The sequence below is a fragment of the Myxococcus sp. MxC21-1 genome (genome assembly GCF_032612255.1).
In the GTDB taxonomy this organism is placed as follows: Bacteria; Myxococcota; Myxococcia; order Myxococcales; family Myxococcaceae; genus Myxococcus; species Myxococcus virescens.
The window spans coordinates 6603858-6628190 of record NZ_CP123278.1; the positions used below are offsets into that span (position 1 = coordinate 6603858).

Annotated in this window: 20 protein-coding genes; 9 read left to right on the top strand and 11 right to left on the bottom strand. The window is 67.3% G+C overall.

All coding sequences use genetic code 11. From position 1 onward, the window contains the following. Positions 1–235 precede the first annotated feature (235 nt). The 3 genes from QEG98_RS29250 to QEG98_RS29260 all read left to right on the top strand — a co-directional run bounded on the left by QEG98_RS29250 (position 236) and on the right by QEG98_RS29260 (position 3906). The gene (locus tag QEG98_RS29250; RefSeq protein WP_316563642.1) at positions 236–1300 is read left to right on the top strand and encodes an ATP-binding protein; all 1065 of its coding nucleotides are present in this window, start codon (positions 236–238) and stop codon (positions 1298–1300) included. A gap of 384 nt (positions 1301–1684) precedes the next feature. Further along, positions 1685–2188 (top strand): MBL fold metallo-hydrolase, encoded by a 504-nt coding sequence (locus QEG98_RS29255; RefSeq protein WP_316563643.1) that lies wholly within the window; start codon positions 1685–1687, stop codon positions 2186–2188. Positions 2189–2553: 365 nt separating this feature from the next. Then, positions 2554–3906, top strand: a complete 1353-nt coding sequence (locus QEG98_RS29260) for a cytochrome B6 (RefSeq protein WP_316563644.1) — start codon at positions 2554–2556, stop codon at positions 3904–3906. A gap of 213 nt (positions 3907–4119) precedes the next feature. Here the strand turns inward: QEG98_RS29260 and QEG98_RS29265 are convergent, their stop codons facing one another. Beyond that, on the bottom strand, positions 4120–5088 hold the full coding sequence (locus QEG98_RS29265; protein ID WP_316563645.1) for a DUF6624 domain-containing protein: 969 nt from the start codon (positions 5086–5088) through the stop codon (positions 4120–4122). A 335-nt stretch (positions 5089–5423) separates the two neighbouring features. On the opposite strand from QEG98_RS29265, the gene QEG98_RS29270 reads away from it, so the two are divergent. Continuing rightward, positions 5424–6668, top strand: coding sequence for a hypothetical protein (locus QEG98_RS29270; protein WP_316563646.1), 1245 nt, complete (start codon positions 5424–5426; stop codon positions 6666–6668). A 5-nt stretch (positions 6669–6673) separates the two neighbouring features. Then, positions 6674–6814, top strand: a complete 141-nt coding sequence (locus QEG98_RS29275; RefSeq protein ID WP_316563647.1) for a hypothetical protein — start codon at positions 6674–6676, stop codon at positions 6812–6814. 71 nt (positions 6815–6885) lie between these two features. Here the strand turns inward: QEG98_RS29275 and QEG98_RS29280 are convergent, their stop codons facing one another. After that, entirely contained in the window at positions 6886–7956 is a 1071-nt protein-coding gene (locus QEG98_RS29280; RefSeq protein ID WP_316563648.1) for a linear amide C-N hydrolase, read from the bottom strand. 337 nt (positions 7957–8293) lie between these two features. Continuing rightward, positions 8294–12115, bottom strand: a complete 3822-nt coding sequence (locus QEG98_RS29285; RefSeq protein WP_316563649.1) for an Ig-like domain-containing protein — start codon at positions 12113–12115, stop codon at positions 8294–8296. 333 nt (positions 12116–12448) lie between these two features. Here QEG98_RS29285 and QEG98_RS29290 point away from each other — a divergent pair, with 333 nt between their 5' ends. Continuing rightward, on the top strand, positions 12449–14035 hold the full coding sequence (locus QEG98_RS29290) for a serine hydrolase (RefSeq protein ID WP_316563650.1): 1587 nt from the start codon (positions 12449–12451) through the stop codon (positions 14033–14035). A gap of 18 nt (positions 14036–14053) precedes the next feature. Here the strand turns inward: QEG98_RS29290 and QEG98_RS29295 are convergent, their stop codons facing one another. The 4 genes from QEG98_RS29295 to QEG98_RS29310 all read right to left on the bottom strand — a co-directional run bounded on the left by QEG98_RS29295 (position 14054) and on the right by QEG98_RS29310 (position 16085). Then, positions 14054–14428, bottom strand: coding sequence for a hypothetical protein (locus QEG98_RS29295; protein ID WP_316563651.1), 375 nt, complete (start codon positions 14426–14428; stop codon positions 14054–14056). Continuing rightward, positions 14400–15311: an RNA polymerase sigma factor gene (locus tag QEG98_RS29300; RefSeq protein WP_316563652.1), complete on the bottom strand. Its 912-nt coding sequence runs from the start codon at positions 15309–15311 to the stop codon at positions 14400–14402. Before QEG98_RS29300 ends, QEG98_RS29295 begins: the two co-directional genes overlap by 29 nt. After that, a complete protein-coding gene (locus QEG98_RS29305) occupies positions 15311–15712 on the bottom strand; it encodes a YciI family protein (protein WP_090490042.1) in 402 nt (133 codons plus the stop codon). The genes QEG98_RS29300 and QEG98_RS29305 overlap by 1 nt, the downstream gene beginning before the upstream one ends. Before the next feature lie 187 nt (positions 15713–15899). Then, positions 15900–16085, bottom strand: coding sequence for an FAD-linked oxidase C-terminal domain-containing protein (locus QEG98_RS29310; RefSeq protein ID WP_316563653.1), 186 nt, complete (start codon positions 16083–16085; stop codon positions 15900–15902). Positions 16086–17647: 1562 nt separating this feature from the next. On the opposite strand from QEG98_RS29310, the gene QEG98_RS29315 reads away from it, so the two are divergent. Then, positions 17648–18538, top strand: a complete 891-nt coding sequence (locus tag QEG98_RS29315) for a hypothetical protein (RefSeq protein WP_316567985.1) — start codon at positions 17648–17650, stop codon at positions 18536–18538. A 49-nt stretch (positions 18539–18587) separates the two neighbouring features. Here the strand turns inward: QEG98_RS29315 and QEG98_RS29320 are convergent, their stop codons facing one another. Next, on the bottom strand, positions 18588–18941 hold the full coding sequence (locus tag QEG98_RS29320; protein ID WP_316563654.1) for a hypothetical protein: 354 nt from the start codon (positions 18939–18941) through the stop codon (positions 18588–18590). Positions 18942–19450: 509 nt separating this feature from the next. Here QEG98_RS29320 and QEG98_RS29325 point away from each other — a divergent pair. Both QEG98_RS29325 and QEG98_RS29330 read left to right on the top strand, forming a co-directional pair. Continuing rightward, positions 19451–20413: a S8 family peptidase gene (locus QEG98_RS29325; RefSeq protein ID WP_316563655.1), complete on the top strand. Its 963-nt coding sequence runs from the start codon at positions 19451–19453 to the stop codon at positions 20411–20413. 127 nt (positions 20414–20540) lie between these two features. Beyond that, positions 20541–21314 (top strand): Ig-like domain-containing protein, encoded by a 774-nt coding sequence (locus QEG98_RS29330; protein ID WP_316563656.1) that lies wholly within the window; start codon positions 20541–20543, stop codon positions 21312–21314. 405 nt (positions 21315–21719) lie between these two features. On the opposite strand, the gene QEG98_RS29335 is transcribed toward QEG98_RS29330, so the two are convergent. The 3 genes from QEG98_RS29335 to QEG98_RS29345 form a co-directional block, all read right to left on the bottom strand. Then, positions 21720–22883 (bottom strand): amidohydrolase family protein, encoded by a 1164-nt coding sequence (locus QEG98_RS29335; protein WP_316563657.1) that lies wholly within the window; start codon positions 22881–22883, stop codon positions 21720–21722. A 95-nt stretch (positions 22884–22978) separates the two neighbouring features. Next, positions 22979–23440 carry a nucleoside deaminase gene (locus QEG98_RS29340; protein ID WP_011555383.1) on the bottom strand — a complete coding sequence of 154 codons (462 nt, stop codon included), beginning with the start codon at positions 23438–23440 and terminating at the stop codon, positions 22979–22981. Then, complete coding sequence (locus tag QEG98_RS29345) at positions 23440–24093, bottom strand: ankyrin repeat domain-containing protein (RefSeq protein WP_316563658.1); 654 nt, start codon at positions 24091–24093, stop codon at positions 23440–23442. The genes QEG98_RS29340 and QEG98_RS29345 overlap by 1 nt, the downstream gene beginning before the upstream one ends. Positions 24094–24333: the final 240 nt, after the last annotated feature.

Sequence of the window (24333 nt, forward strand, 5' to 3'; positions counted from 1 at the left end):
CAATCCATCAGCAACACAAAGAGGACGGCAACAACGCCCGGCTACTCGAACTCCGGCAGACCAACGCACAAAGGGAGGCCAGCGGGGCGTGCCATAGCCGAGGTGAACGCCTGCTCCGACCATCAAGTGGGTTGTCGCCGGAAACGATTCACCGGCTACGCTCAATCTCCTGCACAGAAGGGATGAGGGTCGGAGAGGTGCCGATATAAACGGCTGAACGAACTCGCCAATCGCCATGAAAACGCCCAAAACGATTGAAGACCTGGAGCAAATGATTGAACACGCCATACCCGAGAGCGACTACCTCGACTACAAGGACCAGCGAGCTCTAGAGCCAATCAATCAGAACCCCAAACCATTACCCACAGGCCTCCAAAGAGCTCAGAACGAAGTCATTTCCGAGCTAACGCGAGATATTTCTGCATTCGCGAACTCAGACGGAGGGGTCCTCATCTATGGAGTGCGCGAGGACGAACAAACACACCTACCAATCGAAATCAACCCCGGATTTCCCAACAACGGCAGAATATCCAAAGAATGGCTCGGAGACATCATTGACAGCAGGATTTCACCGCGAATCACAGGCATACAAATAATCCCGATCAGGCGAAACGCAACCCACTCTCTTTTCGTAATCGAAATCCCCAGGAGCTCAAGGGCCCCTCATCAAGCCGATGACGGCATTCACTACCGGCGATACAACTTCAGTAATCGCCGGATGCTCAACTACGAACTTCGCGAGGCCTTTCAGTCTCGTCGTCTCGAATCACCTCGACTCATCTCGATATCAACAACAACGCAGAGCGAATTTATACAATTGACGGTCAAAAACGTCGGACCGGAGCCCGCCCGAAATGTCTCGTTCTCCGTCTCTGACAGCCTCAAGCCATGGCTTAAGGACAGAAAATACTCACTCCTTGAGAATGGTTCAAGGGAAATCCAGCCAGGAACAACATATGTATTCCATGGGGATGTCGCCCACTCCGTCCTGTCCGACAGGAGCAATTTCCCCAGGATTTTCAGTATTACCACTTCATACCTCACGCCAATCTCCCATGAAACAATATCCGAGACATTCAGCTTCAACATGGGTGACCTGGAAGGAGCTGGAATAGTCGAGGACGGCACATTGAAACTCCTCCGTCAAATTCGCGAGTCGACACGAACACTGCAGCGCGAAATGAGCCTGCTCCGACGCGCCGTCGAGACAGGGGCCAATCAGATGATTGGCCATCGCATGCTCCACGCAATCAACACCCAAATCAAACTCTGGCGAGGCAAGTGGTCCCGTTCGACTTAGTGCCGTCCCCAGTCCACGGGGCTGCTTCGCCACTCAATACTCGAAAATATTTCCGCCCCCCGCAACGACAGTCCTCCCAAGACGCTTAGTTGAAACTACCCACCAAGGTACTCGGCATTCAACTATGCCACTCTGTCCAAACAGCACCGCCCTACCTCCGACCCAAACGGAGCCTCCGATGTGCATCAAGGGCTCCTGTCGGGCAGAACAGCCGCACACGGGGCGCGCCAATCTGGAGCACGCTGCCTAATGCAAGGGCGATCCATTCTGGTGCATCCCGACGTCGGCCTTAGTTATTTCAACCCCTTGGAGCTGGCACATCCCCTGCTTGAGCCTCCGCACGTCAGGGCCTCCCCATAGATGCCCGCTGCAAGGAGACTCACGATGGAAGGCCGGTTTCATGGCGTTCGGGGGAGCATCGCGGTGTCGGGCTCGCGCATTGGCGGCAACACGGCGTGCGTGGAGGTCACCAGCCAGGGCCACTGGCTCATCCTGGACGCAAGCACAGGCCTCCGCGCACTGGGCGAAATCATGATGCGCGAGGGCGCGCCCCAGAAGGCCACCCTCTTCTTCTCGCACCTGCACTGGGACCACGTACAGGGTTTTCCCTTCTTCACGCCGGCCTACCTGCCCACCTCGGAGCTGCCCCTCTACTGCCCCGGCGCCAACGGCGCCCAGGCGCTCCAGTCGGAGCTGGCGGCGCAGATGCAGCCGCCGCACTTTGCGGTGCCCCCTCGCCACCATGCGTTCGCGGATGGTCTTCCGCTCCCCGAGGTCGGCCGTCTCTTCGAGGGCGCGGACGTGCTGTGCCTCGATGCGCTGTCCCCCGGACGAGTACGAGGGCCGCAAGGGCATCTCCAGGAAGGGCTGGGGTCACTCGACGCATAAGAAGGATGGGGGCCCTGTTGAGAGGGAGGGAGGGTGCAGAGGGGCCGAAGAGGGCCGCCCGAGTGATGCTCCCGTCCGGTGGACAGGCCGCTTGAGCCCCCTTGGGGTACACGCCTGCCCAGACCGCGCTCTCATCAGGTGCGTAGCAGGGGCCTGGACCTCTTGGCGCCCTGCGCAGGCGTGGACCCGCGCCAACGTATGAACTGGCCAACGGTTCGCCAACGGTTCGGACAAACACCCACCGCAATTGAATACCTTGCCTGAACAGCAGGACACCATTCCGGGTGAAGTCAGCCCCAAGGAGGACTTGCATGAAGCCGCAGGGGGGAATCCCACACATCGCTGTCGCAGTCATGGGCCTTTTCATGATGGACACAGGCATGTCCCACGCCCAGGAAGTGCAGCGGCGGGGCAGCACCAGCTACATGCCCGTGGCCCAGACGGAGCCCTTCGCTGACGTCATGGCGCGGATGAAGGCGGAGAAGCCCAAAATCACCGCGCGCCACCAGCAGCTCCTCGAACACCGCTATGACCTGGGAAACCGTCCGGCCCGGGGCGTCACCATGTCCCGGGGGAAAGCCGTCCAGGAAGGCGTGCGGGTGAAGCTCCCGCAGGGCGTGACCTGGGAGTCCCTCGCCGCCATGAGCCCGGAGGCGATTCGAGACAGGGGGCTCTTCCCCGCGGGCTTCATGCCATTGCCCCACCCGAATCATCCGGAGGGCGGCATGGTCTTCCCCAAGTTCCACATCGATGAAATCAAGCGGCAGGAAGGGAGGGACCTCACACGGTTCGACCTCGACTTCGACCTGCCGGACCACCTGCTGCCGGAGTTCCCGCCGCCCATCTTCCTCACCACGCGCCCGGACCTGGGGGATGTCTCGCAGGGGAAGCTGGTGACCATCATGAACGTCCAGGAGCTGTTCAACGGCCTCCTGAATCCGAAGCAACTGGAAGGCCTCCGGCTGCTCGTCACGCCCTTTCCCCAGCAGCAGTTCAATCAGACCGCCGACCGCCGCTCCGAGCTGCCCAGCCGGGGCGTGAGCTGCTTCGACTGTCACGTCAACGGCCACTCCAATGGCGCCACGCACCTGGTGGGCGACATCCGGCCCCAGGAGTTCCGCCACCGCATCGATACGCCGACGCTCCGCGGGGTGAACATCCAGCGCCTGTTCGGCTCACAGCGGGCCCTGAAGACGGTGGAGGACTTCACCGAGTTCGAGCAGCGCGCGGCGTACTTCGATGGCGACCCGGTCATCGCGACGAAGAAAGGGGTCAACATCCTCGAGCGGGGCAGCCAGGTACACTTCATGGCGGAGGTCCAAGCCCTCCTCGACTTCCCGCCGGCCCCCAAGCTCCGCTTCGACGGGAAGCTGGACCCGAAGAAGGCCACCCAGCAGGAGATGCGCGGACAGACGCTCTTCTTCGGCAAGGCGCAGTGCTCCGTGTGCCACCTCCCGCCGTATTACACAGACAACCTGATGCACAACCTGCAGGCGGAGCGCTTCTACAAGCCCCGGCTGGTGAACGGCGCGGTGATGGGCGCCGATGGCCCCATCAAGACGTTCCCCCTGCGAGGCATCAAGGACTCTCCGCCCTATCTCCATGATGGGCGGCTCATGACGCTGGAGGACACGGTGGAGTTCTTCAATCTCGTGCTGGAGACCCGGCTCAACGCGCAGGAGAAGAAGGACCTGGTCGCGTTCATGCGCACGCTCTGACACGCGCGCGGCAAGCCTGCCTCGGGCGCACGAGCCCCCTTCCGCCGAGCCACACGCGGGTGGGCGGGAGGGCGCCGGACGTCCACCTCCGTCCAGCGCTGCCGTTGCTGGCGCGCAAGCGTCTCGTGCCCGCGAAGCATTGCATGACAGCAGATGAATGACGCAGCGCCGGCGGCCGCACCACTCGGCGCGGCCGCCATCAGCCCCCGCGGCTCAGGGCTTCTGCTGGGTGGCCGCGGCCTTCATCCGCTCGAAGGCCGCGATGTACTCCTCCAGCGTATCGAGCCCCACGGCGGCGCGCCGCTCGTTCACCTTCTCGGGCTCCTCCAGCGCCTTGGGCACCGTCTTTCCATCCACCTCCTCCAACTGGGTGGCGTAGCGCTGCGGCTTGCCGGTATTCACCAGCACCCGGTCCGTGAGGTACGCGAGCTCCTTCGCGGAGCCCTCCCCTCGCGCCACGGCCTTCTCCAGCATCGGAAGGACCTCGCTCTGGAAGGCCACATCCTGGTCCGCGTGCTGCACCAGCAACCACGCGGCGAAGGTACCGCGCCGGCCCACCAGGGCGCTTCCCGGCCAGCCATGCTTCGCGATGACGCCCTTGAGCCAGGTGGTGTTGCGCGCATCGACGTCCTTCATCTTCGCCTTGGCGGCCTCATCCTGGAAGTTCGAGGCGACGAGGGCACTGCGTGCCGCCTGGTCCTCTTCCATGCGCTTGAGCAACTCGTCCCGCAGCACAGGGTCCGCGGCCTCGTACTGCTTCGCCTCGGCGGCGATGACTCGCTGCTCCAGCGCCGCGTAGCCGGGCAGGCTCCGGACGTTGCTCAGGTCAGGGTCCTTCTGGAGGTGCTTCGCGTCATCGAAGCCTTCCTCCACGGCGCGCTCCAGCCAGACCAGCGCCTCCTCGCGCTCCGCCAGCAAGGACGCCGCGCAGGCCGCGTTGTAGGCCAGGTTCCTGCTGCGCACCCCGCCGTCCCAAGCGCTTCGGAACAGGGGAAGGGCGCGCGCGTTGTCGCCTTTCATGGCCAGTCCGGATGCCTCGGAGGCAGCCGCTTTCGCTTCGGGCGTGGCGACGGGCTTTGGTGCCGCGGGCTTCGTGGCCGAGGCGGCTTCCGGCGCGGCGCCACCACCGTGGGCACATGCAACCAGGTTCAGCGCGGCAAGCAGGGCGATGATGCGACGCATGACACTCCAGGGGTATGGGGGATGAACGCTGGCGCTCCAAGCACGTCCTCGGAGCGCCAGCGGGCTGGCAGTGTAGGCAACTTTTTCAAGACTCCAAACGCCCTGGCGTGCCGTTCAATCCAGTCTGAAACCGTCTTCCCGCGCGAGCAGGTTGCGATTGCCTCGCGTCGATTCGTCTCAATACCTCTCTGCACGCGGTTCTTCTCCCTGGCTGTCACCCCACGCACTCCGAGCGACGCGGGAGCGGCACGGGCTTCGCCCTGCCGCCCGTCCGGCTCGCGCCGTGCTATAGGCCGCACCGCTCGGCGGTACGCACCCGAGGGGGAAAACAGAGGATGTCTGAGCGGCACATTGAGATGTTCTGGCGTTGTTCGAGTTGCAACCACCGCAACCTCGGCCGCTACATGGTGTGTCAGGGCTGCAAGAACGCCAAGGACGGCAGCGAGCAGTATGAGATGCCGGAAGACACCGCGTCCGCCGTCACGGTGACCGACGAGGCCCTGCTGAGGATGGCCACCGCCGGTCCCAACTGGCGATGCGCCTATTGCGAGAGCGACCAGCGGGCCCTGGACGGCGGCTGCAAGCACTGCGGCGCGTCCGCCGTCGAAGGCTCGATTCCCGCCGAGCCCACGCGCGCCACCCCAGACGAGAAGAAGGGGGCGAAGAGCAACAGGCGCCTGGGCTGCTACATCCTCTTCATCATCGCGTTCTTCGGCTGCTGCTGTCCCATGTGGATGTCCTCCGGCAAGAAGGGGACCGCCCCCGCGACGGCGGCCACGACAGCGCCCAAGACGGAGCCGGAGAGGACGCGGACGCTCCAGGTCAAGGAGGTCTCCTGGGAGCACACGGTGAGCGTGGAGCGCTACCGCCTCGTGGATGACGAGGGCTTCGAGGAGGACCGGCCAGAAGGCGCCCTCCTGGTGAAGGCGCAGGGCAAGCGCCACCACCATGACGACCAGGTGCTCGCCGGCTACACGACCGTCCGCTACACGGAGCGCGTCCAGCGGGGCTTCACCACGGAGACCTACCGCGACAAGGAGGCTTGCGGTGAGGACTGCACCACGACGCCCAAGAAGTGCAGCGAGCAGTGCACCAGCAACAGGAACGGCTTCGCGACCTGCAAGACGACCTGCACCGGAGGAAATCGGAGCTGCACCACCCGGTACTGCTCCGTGACGAAGAAGCGCAAGGAGCCGCGCTACGTGGACGAGCAGCGCTCACGCCAGGAGCCGCGCTACCGGAGCGTGCCGCGCCAGGCGACCTGGTACACCTGGAAGGAGTGGCGCTGGATGCACGACCGGGACGTGAAGGCGAACGGCACCACGCTCGAGGCGCGCTGGCCCACCGACGCCGAGCTGCGGCCCGCCAAGGCCTTGCGCAAGGGCGAGAAGGAACGAAACGCGCGCGACGCGCGGTACAGCGTGGTCTTCCACGGCGACGGCCAGCCCGCCATCACCTACACCCCCGAAACACTCGAGGAGTTCCAGCGCTTCGCGCCCGGCAGCACGCACACCCTTCAGCAGGAGCAGGGCAAGGTCTCCGTCGTGCCCCAGACGCCCCCGGCGAAGGCCACCCCGTGACCTGCGTGCCGCTCTCAAACGCGAAGCGAAATCGCGGGCCACTCCATGTCGAGGCCTCACAGGTGTACCACCTGGACGAGGCGGGCCGGGCGCTCGAAGCCGTGGGCCGTCACCACCTGGGCACGCTCGCGCTTCGCATCCACTGAGCGGCGGCGAGGCCGGGTACCCGCTTGCAGCCAGGTGCCCGGCCCCGCGCCACGGAGGGGGAGTCAGTGACTCAGCTCGCCAGCTGCTTGTTGGCGTCGAGCTGCGAATCCACCGGGGAGAGGGCGAGCGTCTTGCCATCCGCCTTCTTGAAGTCGACCGTGCGCAGGTCCAGCGTCTGCAGCCCCAGGCTGTCGTAGGTCCGGACGCCGAACGTGCGGTTCGTGAGGTCCTTCACGACGACCCACTGGGTGTAGTCGAGAGAGTCCTTGCCCGTGACCTCGTTCAAGTCGCGGCTGGTGCCGTAGGGGATATCGACGGTGTTGAGCAGGTGCAGCGCCAGGGAGCGGGCCTCGGCCGCGTTCTTGGGCTTCTCGGAGAACTCACGGAGGTAGACGGCCCGGACGAACCGGGAGGGGGGCGTGGAGTCGCCGGGAATCCCGAAGAGGCCGCTGCCGCAGCCGTGAGGCGCGAAGGTGCCGGTTCCCAGCTTCACGGGCGTGGCGCCACGGGACGACAGCCCCGCGTAGTTCCTGAGGTTCTCCAGGTGCTCCGGGAAGGTCGGGTGGTTGGTCAGGACAGCAACGGGGTTGTGCATGTTCAGCGGCGAGTTGTCATGCCCCGCCGACGCGTACAGGAACATCTGCCGGTCGGTGAACTCGACAACCATGCTGTTGCCCTTCGCGTCGTGGAGGGCGAAGTGGAGCGGAATCTTGCTCGACATCCAGTCGCTGTGCCACAGCTCGGCGTCGCCGTTCGCCAGGGCCTCCTTCACCGCGTCCACGGTGGCGAAGTTACCCACGGCCCACTCCACGAAGAGCTCGGGCGCCAGTCCCCGGGACGGGTCCTTGGCGGCCTGGGGATACGTGGACGAGGGCATCCACAGCGCTCCGGCGGAGAGGCCTTCCGAGTTCATCGCATCGCCGATGACGGTGACGCCATAGAGCGTGACGGTGAGGCCGACGTAGTCGAACTTCGTCGTCCACTTGAGGCCATGCAGGTGCGTGAGGGAACCAGGAGACTGGACCGTATGCCCCTTGGCGTGGAACCGGAACTTGGAGCCGAGGTCGATGCCGAACTCCATGCTGCGGCCAACGACGACAGCGCTCGCGTCCTCGGTCGCAACCAGAAAATCAGTGCACATATGAAACGTCCTCGTTGATGCCTTCGCGCCATGCGAAGGTCTGGTGTAGGGGGGCAGTGCGTCACCAGAGCAGGACACGTGCCACCTGCGCCTCGCGGGTGGTTCGAGTCATTCCGCTGCTTTGCGTCCGATGGGTCCGCTTGCGATGGGGCGCGTTGACGCGTCTGCGGGGGCTCGTGACACGTCAACGCCGGGGCCCGCGAGGCGCCCCGGTGTGATGCGTGTTTCCTCTTGGGACCGCCTCACCTCCCCCAGGTGAAGCACCCGGCTCCGGACTTCGGGCCACGAGGACGGAGCGGGAACACATCCACCGCCCCCTCCTCATGGACTCAGGCCCTCACAGGGCCGTGCTGGCGTGCAGCGCGAGCACACCCTGCTGCACGGACTGGCGCCACGTGACACGGTAGGTGTCCGCCACGAAGTCCCACGTCACGCTCCCCGCCTGGACGGGGAAGTCTCGCTGCGCGGGCGAGGCCCCCGTCCAGAAAGAGCGCGTGCCCGACGCGTAGGACAGCGCCAGGTTCACCGGCGTATCGAACGCGGCTCCCGTCGCCAGGCCGCAGCCCTTCGCGTCACAGCGCAGGCTGCCCGCCCAATAGGGACGGCTGACATCCGTCGCCTCTTTCAGCCACTCCGTCCCGCTCCACCGCCACCAGCTCTTGTCGGTGTGCATCCGGAACCCGCTCGGAGACGCCGCGAGCACACCTTGGCCGTCCGCCGGCGACTTGACGATGTTCTGGCCGGACCAGGCGATGCCGTTGTGGAAGATGTAGCGGAACTCGTCGTCGAAGGGCGCCATCAACATCACCGAGTTGCCCGCCGCGACGAACTCGTAGACGTCACTGGGCATGACCGGGGCCGCGATGGGCTGCCACACGCCCGCGGTGTGGATGCTCATGTTCAGGTAGAGCTCGTTGCGCTGCGTCGACAGCGCGAAGGACTCACCCACCGTGACCAGCCGCGTGTTGTACCAACGCGCCTCCTGGAACACCCTCGGGATGAGGGTCGCCAGGTCCCGCCACGCCACCCCATCCACGCTCCGCGCTCCGCGAATCTCCCACTCGCCCCACACCGCCATGAAGCCGCTGGGGCCATGCACCAGCGCCAGGTCCGGGTCCGTGGCCGCCACGCTGTCCAACAGTTGCGGCGCCCCCACCACCCCCGCCTCGGAGGACACCACCCAGATGTCCATCAGGTCCGCCTGCGTGGACGGCTGGAGATACGCCACCACCACCCCGTTGTCGTCCACCGCCACGCGGACCTTCGTGCCCGCCGGCCCCACACGCACCGGCTCCATCCACACCGTCCCGTCGAACTCCGCCAGGAAGAGACTCCACGCCCCCGCGTCGAACTGCTCCCACGCGGCGGCCCCATGCCCGTCGGACTCGAAGTGGACGGCTGCGTTCCGCACGCTGCCGACGAGCGCCGGCGTCACCAGCTCAAGCCCCGAGTCCCACTGGCCGCCTCCCAGATAGCCGCGCACCACGAGCCGCCCCGGCTGAATGAAGAGCGCACCCGCGCGAGCCCCCACCGGCACCAACACCGAGGAAGTCGCCTCCCGGCCACGAAGCTGGACGCTCGGCTGCCACCCCTGCGACGTGAGCGCCGCGCCCAAGATTTCAGCCGTGGACGACGGCTGGGTTTTCTGCATCAGGACCAGCAGGTCATCCCCCGACGCCCGCACGTCGAGCACGCTGCTCAACCCCGACGCGACCACGGCCTTCGAGGTCGAGCTCCACGAGCTTCCCGTCTGCGAGACGGCGCGCACCAGCGTGGCGCTGTTGATACCGGTCCACAACGCGACGTAGTTGCCTCGGTGGGGTACCACCGCCCAGATGTCGCGAACCGCCAGGTTGTCCAACAGCGATGGGGCCTGCCATGCCCCGTTCGCGCGCACCGACGCGAAAAGCCCGCCCGTATCGCCGAGGACCGCCGTGATGGTGCTGCCATCCGAGGCGATGCGCAGGCTCGTCATCTGCTCGGTCGTGATGAGCTCCCCCAACCCCCACTCGCGCGTGTCCCGGTTGAAGAGCGCGAACTCCACCCCCTGGTTGGACACCCACGCCCGCCCGAAGCTGTCCCCCACGCGGATGTACTGCGCGTCCACCGGGGACGACACCGTGGACTCCAGCCACCGCACCCCGTCGAACACGACCGAGACCTCCAACGTCGTGCTCCGCCCCGACGACACCAGCACCCGGTCTCCATTCTGCAGGAGGGACACGGGCGACCCCAGGTTCGCCGCCGTGAAGACCTCCGACCACTGCGTCCCAGCATGGACCCGGAAGGTCTTCCCATTGACGGCATAGAGATGGTTCCCCACCCCGAACAGCCGGCCGCTGATGCCGGGCGTCACGGGCGTGAAGGCCGCCCCATCGAAGAGCGCGACGGCGCCCCCCGCGAGCGAGCGGTCCGACCAGCCCACCACGAAGCGCTCGCCCCACGCGGACACCTGCGGCGCCAGCGTCATCGAGCGTCCCTCCCCCACCAGGACGGAGTCCCCGAAGCCCGAGCCGCTGTCGAAGGCCGCGCGGACCTGGATGGCCGTCCCCGTGTCCTCGTTCCACACGGCCAGCGTCCCCCGGGGGCCCGTGGCGAACACGGGCATCCCCGGCTGACCGGGACGCCCCACGCTCACCCTCACTCCGGGAGCCACCGTGCGCACCGTGTACGTGTGCGGCGAGGCAAGGCCCGCCCCCTGTGGCGTCTGCACGTCCTTCACCGTCACCGTGTAGTTCGTGGCGGGCGCGAAGGGCGGCACGGGCCGGAACACCACCGTGTTCGTGGAGGACTCGTAGTTGACCAGCCCCGTGACGCCCTCGACACCCACCGTCCGCGCGTTGACGGTGGCCGGGTCCAGCGGCCGGTCGAAGCTCACGCGCAGCGGGCTTCCCAGCGGCACGAAGCGCGCGTCCGGAGCCGGCGTCGCATCACGCACCACCGGCGGAGAGGGCTCCAGCTCCGTGACGAAGTGGAAGCCGTCGAACAGCGCCAGCACGTTGCCCGCGAGGTCCTCCACGGCGCTGACCCGCCCCCGGTAGCGCGTCTGGTATTTCAGCGGCTCTTTCGGCGTAAAGGCGGCGTGGAGCTTCGCGTCGTCGTAGCGCAGCGTGCCCGGAACCCGGCGGACCACCTGCGTGCCGTCGGTGCTCAGTTCCTCCAGGTAGACGCGGTCCGGCGTGACGCTCTCCGGCCGGAGTGGCTCACTGAAGTGAACGATGATGGGCGCATAGCGCGCGGCCACCCCCACCGACGTGGCCTCCGGCAGCGTCCCCTGCACCCGCGGCGCGGTGGTGTCGCTCGATGCCGTCACAAAGAACGAGAACGCGTGCGCCTGCGTGAGCGCATTGCCCGCCAGGTCCTTCGCCCCCGTGGAGAGTGTCCCGGTGACGAGCGCCCCCGGCGCGGGTAAAGGACTGACACGGAAGGACACCGACTGGCTCGGAGCATCGTAGGAGATGACACCCGTGAGCGGCGCCGCGGGGTTCGACCCCAGCGCCTGCTCGAACCGGAGCGTGTCACCGGTGAGCGTGCGCGGGTCCATCGGCTCTCGGAATGAGAGCGTGTACACCGGCCAGGTCGGCGACACGCCACTCTCACCACTGCCGGGCCGCGTGGCCAGCACCTCCGGCGGCGACGTGTCCGCCTCCAGCCCCACCGTGAAGACCGATTGGTAGGGCGCCGGCAGGGACTTGCCCGACACCAGACGCAGCGCCGTGGAGACGCCCACCGTCACCAACGTATCCGCCGCGAAGGGACGCCCTGGCGTGAAAGTCAGCGTGCGCGTGACGGGGTCATGCGTCACCGTTCCCGCCACCGTGACGCCGTTCTCCGACACCGTGAGGACCTCCGCGCTCACGGTGGTGACATCGAGCGCCTCGGCGAACCCCACGATGACGCGCGCGTTGCGTGGGACGGCTTCCGCGTTCGACGCGGGCAGCACGTAGCCGATGAAGCCCACGCCATCCGACGTCTGCGTCCCACCGTCCGAAGGGCCACCATCGGGCGTGGGCTCGTGGCCCCCATCCGGCCCGCCCGCATCGGGCTCGCCCGCGGCATCCGGCGGCGAATTTCCATCAGGCTCGCTGTTCTTACAGCCAGGGACGAACGCCCAGAGGCCGAGGACGGCCAGGGCGCATCGCAGCCAGGAGAGTTTCAAGGTCATAGGGGAGTTCGCGAGACAAACACACCACGAGGTCGCACGTCCTCGCGTGCATTCAGGGCCCCCGGTGCGTCAGGGGCCGGATGTCGGCGGTGCTTCGACGCGGACCTGGGCCATGCGCGCCCATCCCACGGGTGCTGACTGCATCGACATACGCCATAGCCTTGTCATCGCCTGGCGTAAATGCTCGATTCCAGAACAGATGTATCCCGAGTGTCTGACGTTCCTCCGGCCCGTGAAGGCGCGCGTGGAGGGGGCCCTGGCAATCACCTCATGCAAGACGCGTAGGGTCTCTGTCGCCCACCGCGCAGGTGCCCCAGGGAGTCTTCCATGCGTCGCATACCCACACCCCGTCCCGTCCGCATGACCCTCACGGGGCTCTCGGCCGTCGTCCTGCTCACGGGAGCGGACACGCGCAAGCCCACCACCCAGTGGATGGCCCGCCCCTCCGAGGCCGCCCGCATCACCCGCGTGGAGCAGGGCTTCCCCTCCATCCCCATCCCCGGCGAGAAGCCCCGCCACCTGTCCCTCCAGGAGTGGATGACCCTGTATGAAATCCCCGGCCTGAGCATCGCCGTATTCGACCGGGGCTCGCTCGCCTGGGCCAAGGGCTACGGCGTGAAGGAGGCCGGAGGCACCGCGCCCGTCACCCTCGACACCCTCTTCCAGGCCGCGTCCATCAGCAAGCCGGTGGCCGCCCTCGCGGCGATGCACCACGCCGAGAAGCGCAAGTGGTCGCTCGACGAGGACATCAACGCCAGACTCACCTCCTGGAAGCTGCCGGACAACGCGTTCACCCGCGAGCAGAAGGTCACCCTGCGCCGGCTGCTCTCCCACAGCGCCGGGACGACGGTGCACGGCTTCCCCGGCTACGCGGCCCAGGCGCCCGTTCCTACGCTGCAACAGCTCTTGGATGGCGAGCAGCCCGCCAACTCCGCCCCCGTCCGCGTGGACACGGTGCCCGGCACCCTGACGCGCTACAGCGGCGGCGGCACCTCCATCGTCCAGCAGATGCTCACGGACCAGCTCCAGAAGCCGTTCGCCCAAATCATGAAGGAGGCGGTGCTGGCGCCGCTCGGCCTGAAGCACAGCACCTACGAGCAGCCGCTGCCCAAGGCCCTGGAGCCCCTTGCCGCCGTCGGCGCGCGCTCGGGCGGAAAGAACCTGGAAGGACGCTGGCACACCTATCCGGAGCAGGCCGCCGCCGGCCTGTGGACCACGCCGTCGGACCTCGCCCGCATCGCGATGGAGGTCTCCAAGGCCACCCAGGGCAAGTCCCAGCGCGTGGTGTCCCAGGCCATGGCGAAGCAGATGCTCACACGCCAGTCCCAGGCCTTCGGCATCGGCTTCCGTCTCCCGCCGGGACAGGCGTGGTTCGGACACGGCGGCTCGAACGCGGGCTACCGCTCGCTCCTCGTCGCCTTCGCCGAGACGGGCAGCGGCGTGGCCATCATGTCCAACTCGGATGACGGCGGGCTCCTCTTCGACCGCATCGTCGCCAGCGTGGCGACCGAGTACGGCTGGAAGGGAATCACCCACAACCTGGAGAACGCCTTCATGACGACGGACCTCCTCGTCCGGACGAAGGGCGTGGACACCGCCGTCTCCTGGTTCACCGCGCACAAGCGCTCGGCCCCCGCGGAGGAGAAGGTCACCGCGGACATCCTCAACGTCATCGGCTACGCACGGCTGAACAAGGGCGAGGTCGCCGACGCGGTGAAGCTGTTCGAGGCGAACGCGTCCCTCTTCCCCGAGGACGCCAACACCCACGACAGCCTGGGCGAGGGCTACGCGGCGGCCGGCCGGAAGGACGAGGCCATCTCCCGCTACAAGAAGTCGCTGGAGCTGAACCCGAAGAACGACAACGCCGTGAAGAAGCTGCGCGAGCTCGGCGCGGCGTCGGCCACGGCGAAGTAGCGCGCGGCGCTCGGGGGCCTACGCCATCTCGTCGCTCAGCCGCGCGGCCTGGGTCAGCAGGTAGTCGCGCTCGGGCAGGCTCGTGGTGCGCTCGGCCGCCTTCCGGTAGTGGACCACCGCCGCGCCCGTCTTCCCCGCGCGCTCCAGCAGGTGCGCGCGCACCGCGTCGAGCCGGTGGTTCCCCTCCAGCCGGCCCTCCCTGGCCAGCCCCTCCAGCAGCGACAGCCCGGCCCGCGGCCCGTGCACCATCGCCGTCGCGATGGCGTGGTTGAGCGCCACCATCGGGTTGTCCATCAGCCCCATCAGCACTTCGTAGAGCGCCAGCACCTGCGGCCAGTCCGTGTCCTCCGCGCGCGACGCCTCGTCATGCACCGCCGCGATGGCCGCCTGCACCGGTACATCCCCACCGAGCCCTCGACAGCGTCGCGGAGATGAGCGCGATGCCCTCCGCAATCATCCCCGCGTCCCACAGGCTCCGGTCCTGCGCGTCGAGCGGAATCAGCTCACCCGCGGGCCCCGTCCTCGCCGCCCTCCGCGCGTCCGTGAGCAGCATCAGCGCCAACAGCCCCGCCACCTCGCCGTCCTCCGGCAGCAGCGCGTGCAACATCCGCGTCAGCCGAATCGCCTCGCCCGACAGGTCCGTGCGATGCAACTCCGGCCCCGAGGTGGCCGTGTAGCCCTCGTTGAAGATGAGGTAGAGCACGTGCAGCACCGCGCCCAGCCGCTGCGCGCGCTCCTCCGGCGTGGGCTTCTGGAACGGCACCCCGGAGCTCTTGATGCTCTGCTTGGCCCGGCTGATGCGCTGGGCCATGGTCGCCTCGGGCACGAGGAAGGCCTTGGCGATTTCCGCCGTCGTCAACCCACCCACCGCGCGCAAGGTCAGCGCGATGGCCGACGCCGTGGACAGCGCCGGGTGACAGCACATGAACAGCAGCACGAGCGCGTCATCCCGGCCCGCCAGCTCGTCGCCATCCAGGGACATCACGAGCTGGAGCTCCGGCGGCACCAGGCTGACCACCAGCGCCTCACGGTGGCGGCGCGCGGTCTCCGCGCGCACGTGGTCCGTGATTCGCCGCGAAGCGACCTGAATCAGCCAGGCGCGCGGGTCGTCCGGCACGCCCTCGCGAGGCCACTGCAAGGCCGCCGCGAGCAGCGCCTCCTGCACCGCGTCCTCCGAGGCTCCGAAGTCCCGAAACCGCCGGATGACCGCGCCGAGCACCCGCGGCGCGTGCTCGCGCAACAGGTGCTCGATGCGAATGTCCCTCGACTCCGTCATCACATCAGGTCGGGCGGAGGACCGCTCATCACCTGGCGGACCTCGATGGGCATGTTCATCGGCTTGCCGCCGAGCCCAGGCGCCGCCGAGGCCTCCGCGGCGATGGCGTAGGCCCGCTCCGGGCTGTCCACCTCGATAATCCAGTAGCCCGCGAGGAACTCCTTCGACTCCGGGAACACGCCATCGGTGATGGGCTTGCCGTCCGCGCCCGCGCGCACGCGCCTGGCCTGGTCCGGCCCCGCCAGCCCCTCGGCCGCCACCAGCTCCCCCGTCTCCCCGAGCTTCGTCGCGAAGCCCGCCATGAACGCGATGTGCGCCTGGAGGTCCTTCTTCGGCCAGCTCATCACCTGGTACGGACCGCCGCTCGGGGTGTTCATCATCAGCATGTACTTCATCTTCATGGTGGCTCTCTCTTCTCAGGGCCTCCGCGCCCCGGCATTGGGTGCGCGTTCATTGGGATGTCGGAGCCACGCGCGAGGTCTCGACATCGCCCCGTGAAGATTATCGGCGGGCCTCGCAAGTCAGCGGAACAACTGTGTTCTTCCGCTCCGGGGGCCGCCTGCGACGCGCCGCATTATCGGCGGAATTTCAGAGGACCTTGCCCGGATTGAGGATGCCCAGCGGCTCCATGGCGCCCTTGATGCGGCGGTGCAGCCGCAGCCCCTCCTCCCCAAGCTGCCGGCCCAGGAACGCCTGCTTCAGCGCCCGCACGCCATGTTCCCCGGTGATCGTCCCCCCCAACTCCAGCGCCGCCGCGAGGATGTCGTCAAACACCGCTCGCGCCCACGCATAAGAGGGATGGGGGCGCTGTTGAGGGGGAGGGAGGGTGCAGAGGGACCGAGGAGGACCGCTGACGGGGCCGCCCGAGTGATGCTCCCGTCACGCATAGCCGTCCTCGATGAACCGCCCGTCGTCGGGCTCGGTTCGGCACTCCCCTCGTCACCAGCGCACAGCCTCTTGAGTGCGCGGGACGGAACAGTCGATGCCTCCGCGACGTCCCCTTGCCCACCTTCGCCAGCGCGTCTTCCACCAGCGTGCGGAAACCCCGCGCGCGCTGACTAAGCAGGACGCCCGGTACGCCGGTGGCGATGAGCGGTTGCAGGTCCGAATCCACCACCAGCAGTTCAAAGGGGTCCACGCGCCCCTTGACGCCGGTACAACGGCACGCGTCGCAGCCCGTCCCCGCCCGGGGCCGCACGCCTTCAAGCAGCGCCAGTTGCTCCGCCGTGGGCGTGGCGGGCGCGGAGCGTTCCGGCAGACGCGCTGTGTCAGCCGCTGCGCCAGCTTTGGCTGGCCGATGAGGGGCGCGCGCCTCTCTCGAGAGGATGGGCGTACCCGTCATTGACACGTCAGAGATGCCCCATGACGCGTCATGCATACCCCATGAGACGTCTCAGGTCCGACGGCAATCCCCCCAGGCTTGGACCATGCGCTGGGAGGCCCTGATGCGCGGCAGATGCCACGGGCCGCGCTTCCCATCTGTTCGCCTACCTCCGACACAGGTGCGCGCGGCCCGCCCACCGACGTTCCCCTTTCGAGGCCCTCCCGCTCTCCGTCATGGACAAGCGCGGCAGCCTCCGCGGTCCACGGACGACTTCTCCCTGACAAGGCCCCCCCCGTACAACGCGCCTGCCGGGGCGTGGAGACCGTGCCCCTCCCGGGGGGTAGGCATGCCTCCGCACGTAAACGACTGGCATTGGCGTTGCAATGACGCTCGGCACGAGCCCGCATGCCAGCCGAGTCCGTCATCCCACCGGAAGTGACCATGCCTTCCACGCCAATCGGGTCGTCGCGCAGAAAGCCGTCCACCTCCGCGCAAGCCGCAATGTCTCGCGGCGAGCCGTCCACATCCGAGTACCAGTGCAACGACACGTACATCGCTCCGCTCGCGCTGGCCCAGGAAATTCCATTGAGCCATCGGCCCACACTGGAGTGGTGGGGACAGGCCGCGGAGCAACTCCCGCACATCGTGAACAACCGCCAACACTGGGTCCAAGAGCAGGAGCAGCGCAAGAACGGCGGCTCGGCGCCGCCACTCCATGCCCCTGGCCCGCAAGGCATTCAACTGGAACCGGCAGGTAGGCGATTTTTCGACCGCAAGACTGTACAGGCCAGGACCGTGAGAACGCCCCCTTGCCTCCCCCCGCCCCTCACGAGCAATCATATTTCACATGAGTAGCTGAACAGCCCGCCCTGCTCACCTGACAGGTCGAGGGGCGCTTCGACCACAGGGGGCTGACGCCTCGCGACAAATTCCATCACACCGCCAGCACTTGCCTTTCCACAGGGAGACTCAATTGCAAACACTCAATCAAACCCCAGAATATCAATCCTGCATCCAGAGCTCAGAGAAAGTCTCCTGGCGTCTTGATGACCTGTTGCCCAAGGACACCGTCCTGGATTTCAGCCACCGGTTCCTTTCGGATGCGCTGACGGGCGCGGAAGCCATTCCCTTCCTGAACGCGGAGGAGCGGCTGATGCTGAATCACATCCGCTCCAACAGCTATGCGCACCTGTTCCTGTTCCTGGAGGAGTACGCCGTGGCCCTGGCCGCCCAGCGCGCCAGCCTCGAGCTGCACGGGAACGCGACGCACATGCGCGCGCTCCTGCGCTTCACGGAGGAGGAGCTGAAGCACCAGCAGCTCTTCGCGCGCTTCACCGGCGCGTTCGCCCGAGGGTTCAAGGTCGTCCCTGCCCTGCTCGACAACCACGTCGAGGTGGCGCGGGCCATCATGGCGAAGTCGAATCTGGGGGTGCTCATTTTCAACCTGCACCTGGAGCTGATGACGCAGCAGCACTATCTGGAAACGGTCCGCGGAAACAATGCCGAGACGCTGGATCCGCTGTTCTGCAACCTGCTCAAGCACCACTGGCTCGAAGAGGCGCAGCACACCCGGCTGGACTTCCTGGAGGCGCAGAAGATCCTCGCCCGGGAACCCGACAAGTTGGACGAAGCCCTCACGGAGTACGCGGAGCTGCTCCAGGCACTGCGGGGGACGTTGAACGCCCAACTCGCGCTGGATCTCCAGACGCTGGAGAAGGCGGTGGGGCGCACGTTCACCCCGGAGGAACACAAGCACCTCGCCGAGTCCCAGGAGCGTTCGTATGTCTGGGGCTTCATCGGAATGGGGATGAAGGCACCCCTCTTCCTCTCACGCCTGCGCGCGCTCTCCCCCATCGCCGAGCAGCGCGTCCTGGAGCTGGCGCCGACGTACTACTGTGATTGAGGCGGGCTTCGGGGCCGCCGCCTCGCAGTGGCAGTCCGGACGGGCCGAATCACCACATCGGCTCGCTGCGCGCTACGATTTCGGCAACGAGCGCGTCCTCGGTCGTCGCCTCTGATTGAAGCGCAACCGCCGGCGTAAACCACAGGCAGCCTCGCCCATTCATGAGTTCGGTCAACGCACGCGGCACGGCCCGAAGGTACGAAGGGATGCGTGGGTCGTGTAGATACTCGGAGGGAACGAGCTCTACCGGGACTTCGGCGACAGATGCCCAGTTCCCTACTTCATCTTTGAACGCGAACCTGAAAGTACAGATGAGCCCACCTTCCCGCCCAACCTCCAGCTCGGACACGTAAACCGTCACCTTCGTGTTCTCGACGAGCGGGACTGGGAGGTCCTTGAACAACTGGCTGCATCTGCTCAAGAGTTCGTGCACCCGCCCCCAGTAGACCAACGACCCCAGGTGTTACAACCTTCTCGGCGAGGGCGCGCCATCGGCTTCTCTTGAGCGTCGTCGTCCAGATCTCTACCGCCCGTGGGCCCTGCAGCCGGGGGCCCCGACCTGGGCCTGCAGCCCCGTCCAGCGCATCAGCCGCACAGGCGAGAAGACACGTCGAACGACGGGGGAACGGCGGTGTTTCTCGCGGGAAGGCTCAGAGACCTGAGGAAAGTGACCCTCCGGATTGATCAATCCCGACACCCGTGGCGTCCAAGCCGGCGCACCATGACGCCGCCCTCGCACAGGCATGACGCCTCCGCGAGAGGCGTCCCACCTCAGGCCCACGCCCCATGTGGAAACTCCATCTCGTCCCGCTTCTGTGTCTGCTCACCATCACTACCAGTTGCACCGAACCGCCCGCTCCCCTCGCCCCTGCGGCCCCGCGCCAGCGCCCCATTCCGAACCGATACATCGTCGTGCTCCGCCCGGAGGCCCGCGCCGCATCCCAGGGGCCCCAGAAGACGCGGGAGCACGTGTCGAACCTCGCCAAGACGCATGGCGCGAAGGTGCTCCACACCTATGAGCATGCGCTCCAGGGCTTCTCGGCGGAGCTGGACGACGCGCGCTTGGAGGCGCTGCGCGCTGACGAGCGCGTGGCCTTCATCGAGCAGGATGCATGGGTGCGCCCGCTCGCCACGGCGGAGACGATGGCGTGGGGCCTGGACCGCGTGGACCAGGAGGACCTGCCCCTGGATGGGCTCTATCGCCCGGCGCTGAGCGGCGCGGGTGTCCACGCGTACGTGCTCGACACGGGCATCCGCTCCACGCATGCCGAGTTCCAGGGACGCCTGGGCGAGGGCTTCGACGCGGTGGACCCCGACGGTGGCGCGGAGGACTGCGACGGGCACGGCACCCACGTCGCGGGCATCCTCGGTGGCACGACCTGGGGCGTGGCCCGGGCCGTGACGCTGCATCCCGTGCGCATCCTGAACTGTGACGGAGAAGGCCCCCTGTCGGGCATCATCGCCGGCATCGACTGGGTCGCCGCCCATCACCAGTCCCCCGCGGTCGCCAACCTGAGCATCGGGCTGGAGGTCTCGGACGCGCTGGACCAGGCGGTCCGCAACGTCGTGGCCGCCGGAGTCACCGCCGTGGTGGCCGCGGGCAACTTCGGCGTCAGCGCGTGCGACGAGTCTCCTGCTCGCGCGGCGGAAGCCCTCACCGTGGGCGCCACCAATGTGGAGGACTCCCGCGCGTCATTCTCGAATCACGGCCCCTGCGTCGACCTGTACGCGCCGGGCGAGGACATTCGCTCCGCCGGCATCGCCAACGACACGGCAAGCGAGGTCTTCTCCGGTACCTCCATGGCCACCCCTCACGTCGCCGGCGCCGCCGCGCTCTACCTGGAGATCCACCCCACCGCCCCCCGGCCCAGGTAATGGACGCGCTCGCGGGCGCAGCCATCTCGGGTCGCGTGAAGGACGCCGGGCCGGGCTCCCCGACCTGCTGCTCCAGGCGGGCTTCCACCGCTCGACGGGGGACGTCCACCGCCCCTGGGCACACGTCGTGACGCCCTTCCCCTGGAGCACCGTGCGCGCCACCTCGCGTGTGCGGGTGCTCGCCTGGGACGATGCGGCGGTCCGGCGCGTGGACCTCTGGGTCAACGGCCTCCTGCGCGCCAGTGACGACACCCACCCCTTCGAGTTCGACTGGGACACCCGGGAAGAGCTCAACGGCCCGGCCACCCTGGAGGTCCGCGCCTACGACACCGCGCTCAAGGCCTGGCGCGCCGCGCCCATGACGGTGACGGTGCGCAACCCCGATATCGCCGACTTCGATTCGACGCTCCAGGCGCCCCGCTGCGCCACCCTCGCGTCCGCGTGCGACACCGGCGTGCTCGTGCGCGGCATGGGCACCGTGGGGCCAGAGCGCCATGCGCCCAACACGCTCGGTGCGAGCTGTGCGGATGGCATCGATGGCACCTACCTCATCACCGCGACGCTGGAGGGGCTGCGCGTCTCCAGCCAGGACGGCGGCCCTCTCACCGCTGGCAAGCCGGTGAAACTCACCGCGACCGCCTTCGGCTTCGTGCCCTTCCTGGAAGCGGTGGACCTCTTCCACGCCCCCGACGCGCGCAGCCCCCAATGGACGCATGTCGCCCGGCTCCCGCTCGAAGTGACAGGGGCGCAGGAGCTATCCACCACCTTCACGCTGCCAGAGGGAGGGCTCCAGGCGATTCGCGGCATCCTCGGCACCCATCCCACCCCGGTCAGCTGCGCCCCGGGAGCCTGGACAGACCACGACGACCTCGTCTTCCCCGTGGCGACCTCGAGCCGCTGAAGGCCCACGGCAGCGCGCCGTTGTCGCCAGCGGGAGCGCGTCGGGTCCCCGCCTCGCGGGTAGCGTGAGCTTGCGAGGCCCCGGCGCGGATTGTCGGCGAGCTGGGGACTCTCGAGTCGCCGCCCAGCGTCGCCGCGCTTCCGACCGACTTCGATTGAGCCGAGCCGCCAGCCGCTTCGAGGGCTGCGCGCTGCCACGACGGCGGCCCTTTCGGTCCAGACTCCTCCGCCTTGAGGCCTTCGACTGGCTCCACGCTGCTGGCCTTGAGAGCCGGGTAGATGGAGGCGAGGTAGGTGACGACGAAGAGCTCGAAGCCCATCTTCAGGTCGACGCGGCCACTGCCGGCGGCGATGAAGCCGGTGTTGACGCCCAACACCAGGAAAAGGGCTCGACCTGCGGCCCGGTTCATCCCCAACGAGCGCGACCATCGCCCGGCACCGGGCCCACGACACGCCCGTCGTGCACCACGAGCAGGCGCTCAGGGTGGGCGGCGACGGCCTCGGGGACGCTGCCTGCTGCAATCACGACCAGGTCTGCGCGGCAGCCGGGATGCAGTCCGTAATCGGTGATTCCGAGCACCTCCGCTGCGGAGTCGGTAATGAGCGAAGAAGCGTACTTCAGGTCGTCGTCGGACATCAGCTCGGCTTGGAGCCCGATGATGGTCGCTCGTTCGAGCATGTCCGCGGTTCCATACGGCCACCAGGCGTCTCGGATGTTATCGGAGCCGGCGAACACTCGGACGCCATGCTCGCGTAGAGCGCGCAGCGGTGGCATCGAGCGGTTGGGGCCGTTCGTCATGATGGCGACCCCGGCTGCGCCGAGAGCGGCGGCCGTTCGTGCGAGCTCGTGCTCGTCGATCTGCCCGAGCGCGTAAGCATGGCTGACCGCGACCTTACCGCTGAGCCCCAACGCCTTCGTGCGTTCGGCAATGGCGCGTAGTTGTTGGGTGCCGACCTCGCCGCCGTCGTGAAGGTGGATATCAATCCCCGAGCCGTGCCGGTCGGCGAGCCCGAAGACAATGTCGAGCTGACCGTCGACGTCGCCGTCGAAACCGGCAGGGTCGAGTCCGCCGATCAGGTCGGCGCCCTCCGAGAGCGCCGCGTCGAGCAGGTCGGCGACCCCTTTCGCGGTGACGATGCCGCTTTGCGGGAACGCGACCAGTTGGATACCGAGCCGATCACGAAAAGCGTCACGCACCTCGAAGAGCGCGTGCAATCCATCGAGCTTTCCAACCGGGTCGATGTCGACATGGGAGCGGATGTGACCGGTGCCAAGGGACACCATGCGGTTGGCGAGGGCCGTGGCTCGCTGCGCGACCGAAACGCCGACTTCGTTGCGCAGAGCGCGCTCCTCCACGGTCCGCTGCCGGATTGAACCCGCCGCGCGGTGCGGCTGCCACGGCGCTCCGAAGAAGGTCTTGTCGAGATGGCAGTGGCCGTCCACCAGCGCGGGGAGCAGCAATGCGCCATCGAGTTGAATGGATGTCGCTTCGCGGTGAGCGCTCTTGCCCGTGTCCGGTCGATGTTCGTCGATCGACGCGATGCGGCCATCGCGGAGAAGGACGTCCACGCGGCGGCCGTCAGGAAGGGTTACGTTCACCAACTCGACTGGGGTGGACGTACGGGAGGAGTCGACTGACTGACGCATCCGGAGCTCCTTATCGGTCATCCCTGATGGCGCTTCCACTCGTCGTACAGTCCGTGCTCGTCCGCCGGGCGCAGAGGCCGCAAGGCGAGGGACTGGGCTTGGGGCTCGCGGGCCAACTGCGCGTAGATCGGCGCTGTGGAGAGGCCGAAGGCTTCGCCCTCCTCGTTGGAGTAGGCGAAATAGGCGCCCTGGATTCCGCACAGGTACATGGCGGCCAGACACATCGGGCAGGGATGACCACTGGCATAGACGACGCAGCCGCTCAGGCTGGCGCTACCGAGGCTCTGGCTCGCATTGCGAATGGCCAGGAGCTCGGCGTGGGCGGTGGGATCCTTCGTCTGATTGACCTCGTTGACCGCGCGCGCGATCACCCGACCGTCGCGCACGAGCAAGGCCCCGAACGGACGGCCACCGGACTTGACGTTGGTGCGAGCCAGGGCGATGGCCTCGCGCATGAATTCTTCGGCGGACCTCTCCATCAGCGACCTCCGGCGGCTACGAGCATCTTGGCAATCGCGTCTTGTTTGCGCTCGCGGGCGTGCTGGAGCGGCGTGACGCCGTTTCCGTCCGCCAGGTTGACGTCGGCGCCTCCATCAATCAGGAGACGGACGATCGCCTGGTGACGTGGCCCGCCGTCGCTGAGCAGGATCGCCTCGAGCAGTCCGGTCCAGCCCAGACGGTTGACGTGGTTCGGATCGACGCCGGCTTGCAGCAACGTTTTCACGACCTCCACATGGCCGCGTTCACAGGCCGGAATGAGCGCAGTGCCGCCGTAGCGGTTGGTGCTCTTCAGGTCGGCGCCGTTCTTCAAGGTCAGGCGCAGGATCTCCAGGTACCCCCGCGCTCCAGCCAGGAGGTAGGCGCTATCGAGCTGGCGGTTCTGGAGGTTCACGTTCGCGCCTGCCTCGATGAGGGCGCGGGCGGCAGCCACGTGGTTCCCGTCAGTCGCCAGCAAGAGCGACGTGTTGCCCGCCGAGTCCCGGGCGTCTACGGCCGCCCCCTGGCGCAGCAGCTCGGAGACCGTCGCCGCATCGCCCTTCTCTGCGGCCCGCAAGAGGGCCTCGGGCGGCACGGGAGAGCCGCCGTCCCCCACTCCCGCAGAAGCTGAGCAGGCCATCGTGAACAGCGTCATGAGCATCGCCCTCCAAATGTTCGCCAGGTGCACGACTTCACCTCCTGACGAGGTGCTCTAATCCCCGGCCATCCCATGCGGAAGCGAAATGCCAGAATGATTACCAGTGGGGTTCTGAATAGTTTGACCGAGAGCCCTTTGTGGAGACACCCGGATGACCGATCTCTTCTTGCTGCGAAGCTTCGTCGCGGTCGTTGAAACGCATGCGTGATGCTCCCGTCCGGTGGACAGGCCGCTTGA

Excerpts from the sequence above, each read along its gene's own strand:
- QEG98_RS29255 (WP_316563643.1), top strand. The coding sequence starts at position 1,685 with ATGGAAGGCCGGTTTCATGGCGTTCGGGGGAGCATCGCGGTGTCGGGC.
- QEG98_RS29265 (WP_316563645.1), bottom strand. The coding sequence starts at position 5,088 with ATGCGTCGCATCATCGCCCTGCTTGCCGCGCTGAACCTGGTTGCATGT.
- QEG98_RS29260 (WP_316563644.1), top strand. The coding sequence starts at position 2,554 with ATGATGGACACAGGCATGTCCCACGCCCAGGAAGTGCAGCGGCGGGGC.
- QEG98_RS29345 (WP_316563658.1), bottom strand. The coding sequence starts at position 24,093 with ATGACGCTGTTCACGATGGCCTGCTCAGCTTCTGCGGGAGTGGGGGAC.
- QEG98_RS29270 (WP_316563646.1), top strand. The coding sequence starts at position 5,424 with ATGTCTGAGCGGCACATTGAGATGTTCTGGCGTTGTTCGAGTTGCAAC.
- QEG98_RS29290 (WP_316563650.1), top strand. The coding sequence starts at position 12,449 with ATGCGTCGCATACCCACACCCCGTCCCGTCCGCATGACCCTCACGGGG.
- QEG98_RS29280 (WP_316563648.1), bottom strand. The coding sequence starts at position 7,956 with ATGTGCACTGATTTTCTGGTTGCGACCGAGGACGCGAGCGCTGTCGTC.
- QEG98_RS29300 (WP_316563652.1), bottom strand. The coding sequence starts at position 15,311 with ATGACGGAGTCGAGGGACATTCGCATCGAGCACCTGTTGCGCGAGCAC.
- QEG98_RS29340 (WP_011555383.1), bottom strand. The coding sequence starts at position 23,440 with ATGGAGAGGTCCGCCGAAGAATTCATGCGCGAGGCCATCGCCCTGGCT.
- QEG98_RS29250 (WP_316563642.1), top strand. The coding sequence starts at position 236 with ATGAAAACGCCCAAAACGATTGAAGACCTGGAGCAAATGATTGAACAC.
- QEG98_RS29305 (WP_090490042.1), bottom strand. The coding sequence starts at position 15,712 with ATGAAGATGAAGTACATGCTGATGATGAACACCCCGAGCGGCGGTCCG.